The sequence below is a fragment of the Actinoplanes sp. NPDC004185 genome, assembly GCF_053603475.1.
Genome location: NZ_JBSGFR010000036.1, coordinates 18,087 through 31,633 on the forward strand (window position 1 = coordinate 18,087; position 13,547 = coordinate 31,633).

Below are 13,547 nucleotides of genomic sequence, written 5' to 3' on the forward strand. Positions count from 1 at the left end.
TCAGCCCTCGGCCGGCAGCAGCTCGTGCGACCGTTCCACCGACACCGCCCGCACCAACCCCACAGCCTCGGCCCGGGCCATCGCCGGCACCTGCCGGCCGTCGCGCAGCCGCAGCGCCACCAGCCCCTCGGCCTGCTCCCGTGGACCGATCACCGCCACGTACGGGATCTTCCGCCGCGCGGCGTCCCGGATCCGCGCCCCCATGGTCCCTTCCCGGTCGACCTGCGCCCGCAGTCCCGCCTCGATCGCCTCCCGGGCGAAGTCGTCGGCCGCCTTGTCCTGCTCCGCCCCGATCGGCACCACGCTGAGCTGCACCGGCGAGTACCAGACCGGGAACACCCCGGCGTGGAGCTCCAGCAGCGCCGCGAACAGCCGTTCCATCGATCCGACCAGGCTGCGGTGCACCATCACCGGGCGGGCCTTCGCGCCGTTCTGATCGGTGTAGGACAGGTCGAAGCGGGCCGGCTGGTGGAAGTCGATCTGGATGGTCGACAGGGTCGATGCGCGGCCGGCCGGGTCGGCGATCTGGATGTCGATCTTCGGGCCGTAGAACGCGGCTTCGCCCTCGACCGCCTCGTACGGCACCTCGGCGGCGTCCAGGGCCTCGCGCAGCAGCCGTTCGGTCTGGTCCCAGTCGTCGTCGGCGCCGGCGTACTTGCCGCCGGGGCCGCGTAGCGACAGCTGGTACGACGACACCTTCAGGCCCAGCGCCGCGTGGGCCTGGCGGATCAGGTCCAGCACGGCCGCCACTTCCTGGCCGACCTGGGACACCGGGCAGAAGGTGTGCGCGTCGTTGAGCGAGATCGCCCGGACGCGGGTGAGGCCTCCGAGCACCCCGGAGCGTTCGGCGCGGTACATGCCGCCGATCTCGGCGAGGCGCAGCGGCAGGTCGCGGTAGGAGCGGGCCCGCGCCTTGAAGATCAGGGCGTGGTGCGGGCACAGGCTGGGCCGCAGGACCAGTTCGTCGCCCAGGTGCATGGGCGGGAACATGTCGTCGGCGAAGTTGCGCCAGTGCCCGGACAGCTCGTACATCGCGCGTTTGCCCAGCACGGGCGAGTAGACGTGCTGGTATCCGGCGCGCCGTTCGAGGTCGTACAGGTAGCTCTCGACCTCGTGGCGGGCGGCGGCGCCGGCCGGCAGCCAGAACGGCAGGCCCGCGCCGATCAGCGGGTCGGAGTCGAAGATGTCGAGTTCACGGCCGAGTTTGCGGTGGTCCACGTGCATCGGTTTCTCCCTGGGTGTGCGGGCCCGGCGACCGGCCCAGGGACAACAGACGTGGCCCCGGGCGGATCGCCCGGGGCCACGTCGTTGCAGATCAGATCAGCGCGGTGCTCCGCCGGGACATCCCGGCGTCGTCGTGGCGGACCTGAGGTTCATGCGATCACGGTACGGGCGCAGCGACGCCCCCGGCAAAGCGTTTTGGGGCCACTCACATCGTGGGCGCGGCTGCCAACAGGACTGGTACGGGCGGCGGGGGCCGACTGTGGGGCGGGGCGGCCGGTGACGGACCGTGTCCCGCCCGGAGCGCGGCGAGGGGATGCGGCCTTGAGCACGAGTGCGGCAGTCGACGGTCCGGCGCGGCGGCGGTCGTTCGCCGATCTGAGCGTCAATCTCAAGATTCTGGCGCGGTCGCGATCGGGGTGCTGGTCGCGGTGGGGATCGGTCTCATCGGGCTGCGGGCGCTGAGTTCGGTCAGTGCCACAGCGCAGCACATCTACCACGGCAATGTCACCAGCATCGAGGCCGTGGGGGGCGGTCGACGCCGCGATGACGCAGGTCCGTCTGGACGTGGCGAACCAGGCCGTCTCGGCGGACCGAAAGGACACCGCCCGCTACACCGACGCCGTCCATGCCGGGCTGCAGGAGGTGCAGGCGGGCCTGGCCCGGTACCGGTCCAGTGGCCCGGCCGGGCATCCCACCCACATCGAGACCATGGAGTCGCGGTGGCGGACCTATGTGGGGATCGTGCACGACAAGCTGCTCGGCGCCGGGCGGGACAAGGATCTCGTGGCGTGGGAGCGGACCCGTGACAGCGAGGCCCGGCCCGTGCTGACCGAGCTCACCGACATTGTCGACACGCTGAAGCAGACCGAGGACGCCGACGCGGCCCGGTCCGCGGACGCCGCGAAAGCGCTGTACGACATCAGCCGTACCGAGTCCGTCCTGGTGCTGATCTTCGGCGCGGTGCTGGCGCTGGTGACGGGTTTCGCCGTGGCGCGCGGCATCGTCCGGTCGCTGCGCCGGGTCCAGGCGGTCTGTGACGCCCTCGCGGCCGGGGATCCCACCGGCACCAGCGGCCTGACCAGCCGGGACGAGCCGGGGCGGATGGCCCGCGCGCTCGACACGGCGATGGCCCAGCTGCGCCGGACCGTCACGACCATCGACGGCTCGGCCTCGTCGCTGGCCGCCGCGTCGGAGGAGCTGTCCAGCGTTTCGACCTCGGGGAGTCCTCGGCCGAGATCGGCAACGTGATCAAGGTGATCACCTCGATCGCCGAGCAGACCAACCTGCTGGCCTTGAACGCGACCATCGAGGCGGCCCGCGCGGGTGAGATGGGTAAGGGCTTCGCGGTGGTGGCCTCGGAGGTCAAGGATCTGGCTCAGGAGACGGCCCGGGCGACCGAGGACATCTCGCGGCGGGTGCAGGCCATCCAGACGGACACCAGTGGTGCGGTGCTGGCGATCGAGGAGATCAGTGCGGTGATCTCACGGATCAGTGATTTCCAGACGACCATCGCCTCGGCTGTGGAGGAGCAGACGGCCACGACCGCGGAGATGAACCGCAGTGTGGCCGAGGCCGCCACCGGCAGCGGCGAGATCGCCCAGAACATCACCGGCGTCGCCGAAGCCGCCCGGCTCACCAGTCAAGGCGTCACGCAGGCCCGCCAGGCCACCGACGAGCTGGCCCGGATGTCGGCCGACCTCACAGCGCTGGTGGGAACGTTCCGCTACTGAACGGATTGCGCTGAGTGCTTGACAGCACACCGACAGTCGTTGTATTTCAGAAGAAGTTGAGTCTGCGGGACTCAAGAAGCCTGGTGAGGGAGCACCAAGGAGGAGATGACCATGCTCATGCGCACGGATCCGTTCCGCGACATCGACCGCATGTTCGAGCAGCTCGCCGGCACCGCGGCGCGCCCGGCGGTCATGCACGTCGACGCCGAACGCGACGGCGACTGGTTCCACGTCTACTTCGATCTTCCGGGCGTCGACCCCGAGTCCATCGACCTGACCGTCGAGCGCAACGTTCTCTCCGTCCGCGCGCAGCGCCAGCGCGCCCGCCGCGACGGCGTGGAGAGCGTCATCGCCGAACGCCCGATGGGGGTCTTCACCCGTCAGTTGTTCCTCGGCGACACGCTGGACACCGACAAGCTCGAGGCCGAGTACGACAGCGGGGTGCTGCACCTGCGGATCCCCGTCTCGGACAGCGCGAAGCCACGCCGGATCAGCGTCGCCGCCGGCACGGGGACGCCGCGGCAGATCAAGGGCTGAGCACCATGCGCATCGACACCCACCTGGTCAACGACGGGGTGATCCGGCTGGCCGTGTCCGGCGAGCTCGACCTGGGCACCGCCGACCTGCTCACCGACGCCGTCGGCGAGGTGCTCGCCACGGCCCGCCCCGCCGAGGTGATCCTCGACCTGGCCGAGCTCAGCCTGTGCGACTCGGGCGGTGCCGACGCGCTGCTGCGGGCCCGGGCCGCCGCGAACGCCCAGGCGGTGCACCTGACGGTGATCAACCCGCGCGGCATCGTCCGGCGCGTGCAGGACCTGACCGGCACGCTGGACCGGCTTGCCGGAGTCCCCGCCGTGATGGGACGAGGACAGCTGTGACCGCAACCTGACACCGCCTGGCCCAACGCGCGCCCGGCGGTGCCAGGGTCGGTGAGTACAGTTCGCATCTGACAGGGGGCTCCACCGCAGCTGGTTAAGGATCGTCGGGTTGTCGTTCTTCACGCGCTTGCGCCGGCGCCGGGCCACCGCCGCCGTGCTCACCATTCTGGCCGCTGTCCTGGTCTTCCTCGCGCTCGTCGTGCCGGACCAGATCACGCGGCTACCGCCCGGCTCGTCGGTCCCGGCGGCGTTCGTGCGCATCCCGCTGGAGGCGCTGGCCGCGTTCGCGCTGCTGCTGGCACTGCCGGAGCGTGCCCGCCGGATCGGCGCCACGATGCTCGGCGCGGTGCTGGGGCTGCTGACCGTCATCAAGGTCATCGACATGGGCTTCTTCACGGTGCTGGCCCGCCAGTTCGACCCGGTGCTGGACTGGCCGCTGCTCGCCGACGGTTACCGCTTCGTCAAGGGCTCGGTCGGCCGGCCCGGGGCGATCGCCGCGGTGGCCGGGGCGATCCTGCTCGCGGTGGCGGTACTGGTCCTGATGACCCTGGCCGTGCGCCGGCTGGCCGCGGTCGCGGCTGCGCACCGTACCGCCAGCACCCGCGGCATCGCCGCGGCCTGCCTGGCCTGGCTGGCCTGCGCCCTGCTGGGCACCTCGTTCGTCCCCGGGGTGTACGTCGCCTCCGACAGCGCCTTCGTGCTGGCCCACGACAACGTCCTCAAGGTCCCGGCGGCCGTGCAGGACCGGCGCGCTTTCGCCGCGGAGGCCCGCGACGACGCGTTCCGCGACGTGCCCGCCGAGCAGCTGCTGACCGGGCTGCGCGGCAAGGACGTGGTGTTCACCTTCATCGAGAGCTACGGGCGGTCCGCTATCGAGGACCCCAAGCTCAACCAGCGTGTCGACGCCACCCTGGCCGAGGGCGGCCGGCAGCTCACCACGGACGGGTTCGCCGCCCGCAGCGGCTTTCTCACCTCGCCGACCACGGGCGGCGGCAGCTGGCTGGCCCACTCGACGTTCCAGTCCGGGGTGTGGATCAACAACGAGCAGCGCTACCGCAGCCTGGTCTCCGGTGACCGGCTGACGCTGACCAGCGCCTTCCGCAGGACCGCGGCCTGGCAGACCGTCGGGGTCGAGCCAGGCGTCACCTACGCGTGGCCGGAGGGGCAGTTCTACGGCTACGACCGCGTCTACGACTCGCACACCCTGGGCTACCGCGGCCCGGCGTTCAGCTGGGCCACCATGCCCGACCAGTTCACCCTCAAGTCGTTCACCGACCGCGAGTACACCCGGCCCGGCCGTGACCCGCTGATGGCCGAGATCACCTTCGTGTCCAGCCACACCCCGTGGGCGCCGCTGCCGGCCCTGCTGGACTGGGCCGACATCGGCGACGGCTCGGTCTACGCCGCCCAGCAGCGCGGCGCCGCGTCGGCCGGCGAGGTGTGGAAGGACGCGGCGCGGGTCCGCGAGGCATACGCCAAGTCGATCAAGTACTCGATCGACAGCGTCGTGTCCTGGGTGCGCGAGTACGGCGACGACAACCTGGTCCTGGTGGTCCTCGGCGACCACCAGCCGGCCCCGATCGTCGTCGGCGCCACCGCCAGCCACGACGTGCCGATCACCATCATGTCCCGGGACCCGGCCGTGCTGGACCGCATCGCCGGCTGGGGCTGGACCGACGGTCTCGAACCGGCCCCGCAGGCGCCGGTGTGGCCGATGGACGCGTTCCGCGACAAGTTCCTCACCGCGTTCGGCCCGTCCAACGATCCGCCGCGACCGCTGGCGCCGCCCAAGCGGTAAACCGGTGGAGGGCGGCGCGGGCACCCTCTACGGTCGGCGCATGAGCACACGCACCATCCGGGTCACCGTCCGCGGCGCCTTCGCCGGCCTCACCGACGAGCAACGCGCCGAACTGCTGGCCCGTGCCGGCGAGCACGACGTGGCGTTCGCCGCGTACACGCCGGAGGGGTCGCTGACCTACGACATCGCGGCGCGGCCGTTCTTCACGTTCCGCTTCGCCGACACCGTCGAGCAGGAGCAGGACATCCCGGCCGCGGTGACCCGAGCCGAGACCGCCGCGGCGGCGTACCTGACCGGGCGTGGTTACGGTTTCAAGGACCTCAGCTCGCAGGCGGTGGACATGTCGCAGATCCCGCTGGGCAGCCGCGGCCGCAAACTCGCCGCCCGCGGCGACTAGAGCGTCGCCAGCTGCTCGGCGGTCAGGCGCAGCGCGCCCGCGGCGACGTTCTCCCGCAGGTGCGTGACGCTGCTGGTGCCCGGGATCACCAGCACGTGCGAGCCCTGGTGCAGGGCCCACGCGAGGCGTACCTGTCCGGTGGTGGCCCCGTGCGCGGCCGCGACCGCCCGGACCGCCTCGTTGGTCTCCTCGCCGGCGCCTTTCTCGCGGGCGTCGCCGGCGAGGCTGAAGAACGGCACGAAGGCGATGCCGCGTTCGCCGCAGCTGCGTAGGAGGTCGTCGTGGCTGCGGCGGTAGTCCAGGCCGTAGCTGTTCTGCACGCACGCGACCGGGGCGATCGCCTCGGCCTCGTCGACGTGGGCGAGCGTCGCGGCCGACAGCCCGAGGTGACGGATCAGGCCCTGCTCGCGCAGGGCGGCCAGGGCGGCGAACTCCTCGGCGCAGCTGCCGTGCCCGGGACCGCGCAACCGCAGGTTGACCAGGTCGAGGTGGTCGCGGCCCAGCCGGCGCAGGTTCTCCTCGACCTGGGCGCGCAGCTGCGCCGCGCTGCGGGCCCAGCCTTCCTCGCCCGGGCCGACCTTGGTCGCGATGAGCAGATCGTCCGGGTACGGCCACAGCGCCGCCCGGATCAGTTCGGTGGCGTAGCGCTTGTCCCCGGTGCCGACCTGCAGGGTGCCGCCGGGGGAGACGTAGAACGCGGCGGTGTCGATGTGGTTGACGCCCAGTTCCACCGCGTGCCGCAGGACCCGCACGGCCGGGCCCGGGTCCGGGTCGACGGTCAGGCGCATCGACCCGAATCCCAGCCGGCGCACGGGGTGCCCGGCCAGGGTGAACGTCCCCGCGGCAGCGGCGTCGATCTTGTCAGTGGGCATCGCGCCAACCTAGCGCGTCACTGCTCGGTGGCGATCACATCCACCTGGGGCCAGGTCATCATCGCCGACGCCCAGGTGAGGCCGCCGCCGAACGAGGTCGCCAGCAGCCGGTGCCCGGCCAGCAGGGCCTCGTCGCGGCAGGCGTCGCCCAGGGCGAGCGGGATGGACGCCGCGCCGGTGTTGCCGACACTGGCCACGTTGCCGATGCAGCGGTCGGCCGGCACGCCGATCTGCTCGGCGACCCGGTCCAGGATCCGCTGGTTGGCCTGGTGCGCGACGAAACGGTCGACGTCGGCGACGGTGTCGCCGGCGGCGCGCAGCACTTTCAGCGCCGACGCGGTCATGTGCTCGACCGCGCGCCGGTAGACCTCCTGGCCGGAGACCGCCCAGTACGGGTCGCCGGGGTCGGCCGCGGTGCGGGCCCGCTGGCGGCAGCCGCCGTTCTCGATGCGGATCAGGTCGGCGGCGGCGCCGTCGCTGCCCAGGTCGAACGGGCCGATCGCGCCGGGCTCGCCGGTCTCACCGGCGCGCAGCACGACCGCGCCGGCCCCGTCGCCGAACAGGATTGCCGGGCCGCGGGCCTCCGGGGTGTGCTCCAGGAAGTACGAGTTGGTCTCCGCGCCGATCAGCAGGACCCGCTCGGCGATGCCCGCCGCGATCAGGCCGGCGCAGGTGGCCAGGCCGTAGACGAAGCCGCTGCACACCGCCGCGATGTCGAACGCGGCGGCGGGGGCGACCCCGACCCGCCAGGCGACCTCGGGGGCGGTGGCCGGGCTGAGCCGGTCCGGGGTCGTGGTGGCGACCACGACGGCGTCCACGGCGTCGGTCTGGGCCGACTTGAGGGCGTTACGGGCGGCGGTGGTGGCCAGGTCAGCCGTGGTGGTGCCGGGGTCCACGACGCGGCGCTGGGCGATGCCGGTGCGCCGGCGGATCCATTCGTCGCTGACGCCGAGGGCGGGCGCCAGTTCGGCGTTGGACACCGTGCGGCCGGGCACCGCGGTGCCCAGCCCTTGTAGTACGGCGACTCTGCTCACATCTCTCCTTCGGCGGGGTGGTCCGGTGCCGGTGACGCGACCACCAGCATCGGCTCCGTCTCGCGATACCCGCACCTCGTCACCGCACACCGCCCGGGGAAATCCGCCGTTCGAGTTGCCAGCCGGGGTCGCGCAGCACCACGCCCACCGTATGTCGGGCGGTCCCGGCAGGCACAAGCTCTACCCGGCGGTAGTTTTCCTGAGTAACCAGACAGACACTCAGCGTGCCAATTCTGGCGGCTGGAGTTGCCGGTCGCACACGTGCAGGTGACCCTCCAGCGGATACGGGTGAGTCGCCGGCAGGGTCTGCTCGTACGCGTAGCCGCTCTTCACCGCGACCCGGCAGGAGCCGGTGTTGTCGACCTGGTGCAGCAGCCGCAGCCGCCGCACGCCGGGGAACGTGGCGAACGCCCACCGGGTCAGCGACCCGAGCGCCCGCGGGGCGATCCCGCGGCCGCGGGCGTGCGCGGCGGTCCAGTAGCCGACCTCGGCGTCGTCGGCGGCCGGGTCGGGCCGCTTCAGCGCCACGTTGCCGACCAGCCCGGCGTCGTCGAGCACCGCGAAGCTGAACCGGCTACCGGTGCGCCGGCCGGCGTGCTGCGTCTCCAGCCACTGCCGAGCCTCGCCGGGATCACCGGCCCGCACCCTGGTCCAGCGCTCCAGCAGCGGGTCACCCACCACGGCGATCAACGCGTCCGCGTCGTCGTCGTGCCACGGCCGCAGCGTCAGGCCCGCCACCGGCTCCGGGTCGTTCACGACGTGGTCAGGCCACGCTCGGCGGCACTGCGCTCGACGCAGAACTCGTTGCCCTCCGGGTCCCGCAGGGTGACCCAGCCCATCCCGTCGGGGGTGCGGTGGTCCTCGTACACGGTCGCGCCCGCCGCGAGCAGCCGCTGCACGGTCTCGTCGCGGGTGCCGGCCGGCGGCTGGATGTCCAGGTGCACCCGGTTCTTGCCGGCCTTGTCCTCCGGCACCCGGATGAACAGCAGGCCGGGCGCGTCCGGCACCGGCGCGGTGATCAGCACCTCGTCGTCGTCGGGCTCCTCATCGGGCAGGTAGCCGGTGACCTCGATCCAGAACCGGGCCAGCGCGTGCGGGTCATGGGCATCGATCGTGATGTGACGCACAGGATTCAGCGACATACGTCACGCCCCGCTCAGGTGAGCCTCGATGGCCTCGACCACCAGGGCGTGGTCGTCGGCCTGCGGCAGACCCGACACCGTCACCACGCCGACCACCCCCACGTCCGGCACCCGCACCGGGAACGCCCCGCCGTGCGCGGCGTAGTCGGCCGGATCGACCCCGTACTTGGCGTCCAGCGCGTCACCCTTGGCCGCCAGCCGCCGCCCGACCAGGTACGACGACGCGGCGAAACGCTCCACCACGCGGACCTTGCGGGCGATCCACACATCGTTGTCGGCCGTGCTGCCCGGCAGCGCCGCGTGGAACAACTGCTGCGTGCCCCGGCGGATGTCCACCGCCACCGGCAGCTCCCGGGTCGTCGCCAGATCGACCAGCAGGCTGCCCAGGTGCCACGCGTCCGCGTTGTCGAACCGGGCGAACGTCAGGCGCCGCTCCTGCTCCTCGAGCCGGGTGATGAGATCGTCGTCGGTCATGGCGCCCATTGTCCGGCAAAGATCACCTCTCCGGCAAAGATCACCCGCGACCACGGCTGCGCCGCAGCCAGATCCCCAGCGACCCCAGGATCACGAACACCGTCATGGCACAGCACACCGCTTTGAACACAGCCCCCACCCCTCATCCCGGCTAAGGTCTTACCCCGTGCGACTGGCCACCTTCAACCTGCTGCACGGCAGGTCCCTGTCCGACGGCAACGTACACGCCGACCGCGTCGCCGCCGCCGTCGCCGACCTGGACGCCGACGTGCTGGGACTGCAGGAGGTCGACCGCGCCCAGCCCCGCAGCGGCCTGCTCGACCTGACCGCCATCGCCGCCGAGGCCATGGGCGCGCCCGCGCACCGCTTCGCCGCGGCCGTGGTCGGCACCCCGGGGGAGAAGTGGCAGCCCTGGCGCTCCGACGACGACAACGCCCACCCCCTGTACGGCATCGCCCTGGTCAGCCGCTGGCCCGTACTGCGCTGGCAGATCACCCAGCTGCCGGCCGCGCCGGTGCGCTCCCCGGTGTGGATCCCTGGCCCGGGCGGCGGACTGATGATGCTCAAGGACGAGCCGCGGGTGCTCATCGCCGCCGTCATCGACGCCCCCACCGGACCGATGACCGTGGCCAACACCCACCTGTCGTTCGTCCCCGGCTGGAACGTGCGGCAGCTGCGCGCCGCCGTCCGCGCCCTGCGCGGGCTGCCGGCACCGCGGGTCCTGCTCGGCGACCTCAACATGCCCTCCGGCCCGGTACGCGCGTTCTCCGGCTGGCGCCCCCTGGCCCGCAAGGCCACCTACCCCAGCCCGGCCCCGCGCGCGCAGCTCGACCACATCCTGGCCGACCCGCGCGGCGCCGGACTGCTCGGCCCGGTGCTGCAGGTCCGCACCCCCGCCGTCGGCGTCTCCGACCACCGGCCGCTGGTCGTGCACCTGGATCCGCCGCCGGCCGACTGAGTCCTGTCACAACGAACGCGCCGCCGGTGTCTTGAGGGCAGACCCTGTCCAGAACCGGAGGAACCAGCATGACCGGCAGCACCGAAGTCCTCGTGATCGGCGGCGGCTACGCCGGGGTCATGGCAGCCAACCGCCTCACCCGGCGCGCCGACGTCCACGCGACCCTCATCAACCCGCGCCCGGTCTTCGTCGAACGGATCCGCCTGCACCAGCTCGTCGGCGGCACCCACCACGCTCTCGTCGACTACCGCGACATCCTCGCCCCCGGCGTCCGGCTCACGGTCGGCACCGTGGCCCACCTCGACGCGGGCACGCGCCGCATCACCCTGGCCGACGACACCACCCTCGGCTACGACTACCTCGTCTACGCGGTGGGCAGCGGCAGCGCCGACCCGCGCGTGCCCGGGGCAGCCGAGCACGCCCACCCCATCGCCGCCCTGGAAGACGCCCAACGCCTGCGGCCGCTCATCGACGCCGCACCCACCGGCGCCCCGGTCACGGTGGTCGGCGCCGGCCCCACCGGCATCGAGACCGCCGCCGAACTCGTCGCCACCGGCCACGCCGTGACCCTGGTCTGCGGTGACGTGCTCGGCCCGTACCTGCATCCCCGGGGCCGCCGATCCGTCACCCGGCGCCTGACCGCCCTCGGCGTCACCGTCCTGGCCGGACCCGGCGCGACCGTGACCGCCGTGACCCGCGACGCCGTCCACCTGCACGACGGCCGGGAACTGCCCAGCACCGTCACCATCTGGACCGCCGGCTTCGGCGTGCCCGACCTCGCCGCCCGCAGCGGCCTGAGCACCGACGCCCTCGGCCGGCTGCGCACCGACGAGACCCTCACCAGCGTCGACGACGACCGCATCGTCGCCGCCGGGGACTCCGCGGCACCCTCCGGCCTGCCGTACCGGATGAGCTGCCAGGCCGCCATGCAGCTGGGCCCGCAGGCCGCCCGTACCGTGCTCAGCCGGATCGCCGGCGACCAGCCCGCGCCCGTCGAGGTCGGCTTCGCCGGCCAGTGCCTCAGCCTGGGCCGGCGGGCCGGCATCTTCCAGTTCTCCCACCGCAGCGACACCGCCACCCGGCTGCACCTCGCCGGACGCCCCGGAGCCGCCCTCAAGGAGCTCGTCTGCCGCAGCATCATCTGGCAGCTGTCCTACGAGGCGCGCCACCCGGGCGCGGTCTCCTGGTGGGCCAAGGACCACCAGCGCGCCGAGATGCTCGCGCAGCGATGAGCGACCACGCCACCGAAACCTTCGTCGCCCACCGCAACCTGCTGTTCACCGTCGCCTACGAGATGCTCGGCTCCGCCGCCGACGCCGAGGACGTGCTGCAGGAGACCTGGCTGCGCTGGGTCGGCGTCGACCTCGACCGGGTCCACGACCAGCGCGCCTACCTGGTCCGCATCACCACCCGCCAGGCCCTCAACCGGCTGCGCACCCTGCAACGCCGCAAGGAGGCCTACGTCGGGCCCTGGCTGCCCGAACCGCTGCTCACCGCCCCGGACGTGGCCGACGACGCCGAGCTCGCCGAGAGCGTCTCGATGGCCCTGATGCTGATCCTGGAGACCCTGTCACCGACCGAACGCGCCGTGTTCGTGCTGCGCGAGGCCTTCGACGTCAGCTACGACGAGATCGCCGCCGCGATCGGCAAGAGCCCCGCCGCCGTACGCCAGATCGCCCACCGGGCCCGCCGCCACGTCGACGCCCGCCGCCCGCGCCAGGCGGTCTCCGTCGCCGGCGCCCGCGCGGCGCTCGCCGCCTTCCAGCACGCCCTGGAGACCCGCGACCTGCAGGGACTGCTCGACGTGCTCGCCCCGGACGTCGTCCTGGTCAGCGACGGCGGGGGAGTCAAGCAGGCCGCCATGCGCCCGGTCGCCGGCGCCGGCAAGGTGGTCCGCTTCGCCACCGGCGGCCTGGGCAAGGTCCAGGGCCTGCTCACCTGCGAACCGACCGAGGTCAACGGCAGCCCCGCGCTGATCATCCGCATCGACGGCGACCTAGACGGCATCATGGCGATCCGCGTCGAGGACACCCGCATCGCCGGGCTCTACTACGTGCGCAACCCGCACAAGCTCACCCGGATGACCGCTGAGACGACGCTCACCCATACCTAGGTTGTGCACAACTAAATTGCGTACTACCGTTCATCGCATGGCAGGCGCCGACACCACCACCGGACTCGAGCAGATGATCTGCTTCGAACTCCACGCCGCCTCCCGCGCCATGACCGGCCTCTACCGCCCCGCCCTCGACGCCCTCGGGCTCACCTACCCCCAATACATCGCCCTACGCGTCATCTGGCACCGCGGCCGCCTCACCGTGCGCGACCTCGGCACCGCCCTGCACCTCGACAGCGGCACCCTCTCGCCCCTGCTCAAACGCCTCGAACACCAAGGCCTCATCCAGCGCGCACGCGGCACCGACGACGAACGCACCGTCTGGATCAGCCCCACCGCAGCCGGCGCCGCCCTCGAACACCAGGCCGCCGACATCCCCGAACGCCTCGCCTGCGCCCTCGACCTCACCATCGAGGAATTCACCCACCTGCACCACCTGCTCAGCCGCATCCGCGACACAGCAGCCGCCACCAGCACCATCTAGGTAAGGAGAGCCCCACCATGAGCAGCGCTGTCTACACCGCATCAGCCACCGCCACCGGCGACGGACGCGGCGGACACACCCGCTCCAGCGACGGCGTCCTCGACCTCGACCTCGCCGTCCCCAAGGAGATGGGCGGACCCGGCGGCCACCTCACCAACCCCGAACAACTCTTCGCCGCCGGCTACGCCGCCTGCTTCCACAGCGCCCTCAAGATCGTCGCCAGCAAGCAGAAGATCACCCTCACCGACACCGCCATCACCGTCGACGTCGGCATCGGCCCCAACGGCCAGGGCAGCTTCGGCCTCACCATCGCCATCGAAGCCGAACTCCCCGGCGTCGACGAAGCCACCGCCCGCGGCCTGCTCGACGCCGCCCACCAGGTCTGCCCCTACAGCAACGCCACCCGCGGCAACGTCGACGTCACCCTGACGGTGGCCTGA

Annotated in this window: 15 protein-coding genes and 1 pseudogene; 10 read left to right on the forward strand and 6 right to left on the reverse strand. The window is 72.3% G+C overall.

Annotation, left to right across the window (positions count from 1 at the left end):
• Positions 1-1,224, reverse strand: coding sequence for a threonine--tRNA ligase (gene thrS / locus ACWEOZ_RS31060; RefSeq protein WP_451914213.1), 1,224 nt, complete (start codon positions 1,222-1,224; stop codon positions 1-3).
• Between the two features lie 720 nt (positions 1,225-1,944).
• Here thrS and ACWEOZ_RS31065 point away from each other — a divergent pair.
• The 5 genes and pseudogenes from ACWEOZ_RS31065 to ACWEOZ_RS31085 form a co-directional block, all read left to right on the forward strand.
• Positions 1,945-2,954: pseudogene (locus ACWEOZ_RS31065) on the forward strand (methyl-accepting chemotaxis protein); the annotation flags it as partial.
• A 111-nt stretch (positions 2,955-3,065) separates the two neighbouring features.
• Positions 3,066-3,491 (forward strand): Hsp20/alpha crystallin family protein, encoded by a 426-nt coding sequence (locus tag ACWEOZ_RS31070; protein ID WP_451914214.1) that lies wholly within the window; start codon positions 3,066-3,068, stop codon positions 3,489-3,491.
• A 5-nt stretch (positions 3,492-3,496) separates the two neighbouring features.
• Positions 3,497-3,832: an STAS domain-containing protein gene (locus tag ACWEOZ_RS31075; protein ID WP_451914215.1), complete on the forward strand. Its 336-nt coding sequence runs from the start codon at positions 3,497-3,499 to the stop codon at positions 3,830-3,832.
• Positions 3,833-3,941: 109 nt separating this feature from the next.
• On the forward strand, positions 3,942-5,630 hold the full coding sequence (locus tag ACWEOZ_RS31080) for a sulfatase (RefSeq protein ID WP_451914216.1): 1,689 nt from the start codon (positions 3,942-3,944) through the stop codon (positions 5,628-5,630).
• Positions 5,631-5,670: 40 nt separating this feature from the next.
• Entirely contained in the window at positions 5,671-6,027 is a 357-nt protein-coding gene (locus tag ACWEOZ_RS31085; protein WP_451914217.1) for a DUF6204 family protein, read from the forward strand.
• Here the strand turns inward: ACWEOZ_RS31085 and ACWEOZ_RS31090 are convergent.
• The 5 genes from ACWEOZ_RS31090 to ACWEOZ_RS31110 form a co-directional block, all read right to left on the reverse strand.
• Complete coding sequence (locus ACWEOZ_RS31090) at positions 6,024-6,899, reverse strand: aldo/keto reductase (protein WP_451914218.1); 876 nt, start codon at positions 6,897-6,899, stop codon at positions 6,024-6,026. The genes ACWEOZ_RS31085 and ACWEOZ_RS31090 overlap by 4 nt on opposite strands.
• 17 nt (positions 6,900-6,916) lie before the next feature.
• Positions 6,917-7,933: a beta-ketoacyl-ACP synthase 3 gene (locus tag ACWEOZ_RS31095; protein WP_451914219.1), complete on the reverse strand. Its 1,017-nt coding sequence runs from the start codon at positions 7,931-7,933 to the stop codon at positions 6,917-6,919.
• Positions 7,934-8,152: 219 nt separating this feature from the next.
• On the reverse strand, positions 8,153-8,689 hold the full coding sequence (locus ACWEOZ_RS31100) for a GNAT family N-acetyltransferase (RefSeq protein ID WP_451914220.1): 537 nt from the start codon (positions 8,687-8,689) through the stop codon (positions 8,153-8,155).
• Positions 8,686-9,075, reverse strand: coding sequence for a VOC family protein (locus tag ACWEOZ_RS31105; protein WP_451914221.1), 390 nt, complete (start codon positions 9,073-9,075; stop codon positions 8,686-8,688). Before ACWEOZ_RS31105 ends, ACWEOZ_RS31100 begins: the two co-directional genes overlap by 4 nt.
• Before the next feature lie 3 nt (positions 9,076-9,078).
• Positions 9,079-9,549 carry a heme-degrading domain-containing protein gene (locus ACWEOZ_RS31110; protein WP_451914222.1) on the reverse strand — a complete coding sequence of 157 codons (471 nt, stop codon included), beginning with the start codon at positions 9,547-9,549 and terminating at the stop codon, positions 9,079-9,081.
• A gap of 166 nt (positions 9,550-9,715) precedes the next feature.
• Between ACWEOZ_RS31110 and ACWEOZ_RS31115 the strand changes: the two genes are divergently transcribed.
• The 5 genes from ACWEOZ_RS31115 to ACWEOZ_RS31135 all read left to right on the forward strand — a co-directional run bounded on the left by ACWEOZ_RS31115 (position 9,716) and on the right by ACWEOZ_RS31135 (position 13,547).
• Positions 9,716-10,507, forward strand: coding sequence for an endonuclease/exonuclease/phosphatase family protein (locus ACWEOZ_RS31115; RefSeq protein WP_451914223.1), 792 nt, complete (start codon positions 9,716-9,718; stop codon positions 10,505-10,507).
• Positions 10,508-10,575: 68 nt separating this feature from the next.
• A complete protein-coding gene (locus ACWEOZ_RS31120; protein WP_451914224.1) occupies positions 10,576-11,739 on the forward strand; it encodes an NAD(P)/FAD-dependent oxidoreductase in 1,164 nt (387 codons plus the stop codon).
• Entirely contained in the window at positions 11,736-12,620 is an 885-nt protein-coding gene (locus tag ACWEOZ_RS31125; RefSeq protein WP_451914225.1) for an RNA polymerase sigma-70 factor, read from the forward strand. Before ACWEOZ_RS31120 ends, ACWEOZ_RS31125 begins: the two co-directional genes overlap by 4 nt.
• A gap of 37 nt (positions 12,621-12,657) precedes the next feature.
• Complete coding sequence (locus ACWEOZ_RS31130; protein ID WP_451914226.1) at positions 12,658-13,107, forward strand: MarR family winged helix-turn-helix transcriptional regulator; 450 nt, start codon at positions 12,658-12,660, stop codon at positions 13,105-13,107.
• Between the two features lie 17 nt (positions 13,108-13,124).
• Positions 13,125-13,547 carry an organic hydroperoxide resistance protein gene (locus tag ACWEOZ_RS31135; RefSeq protein ID WP_451914227.1) on the forward strand — a complete coding sequence of 141 codons (423 nt, stop codon included), beginning with the start codon at positions 13,125-13,127 and terminating at the stop codon, positions 13,545-13,547.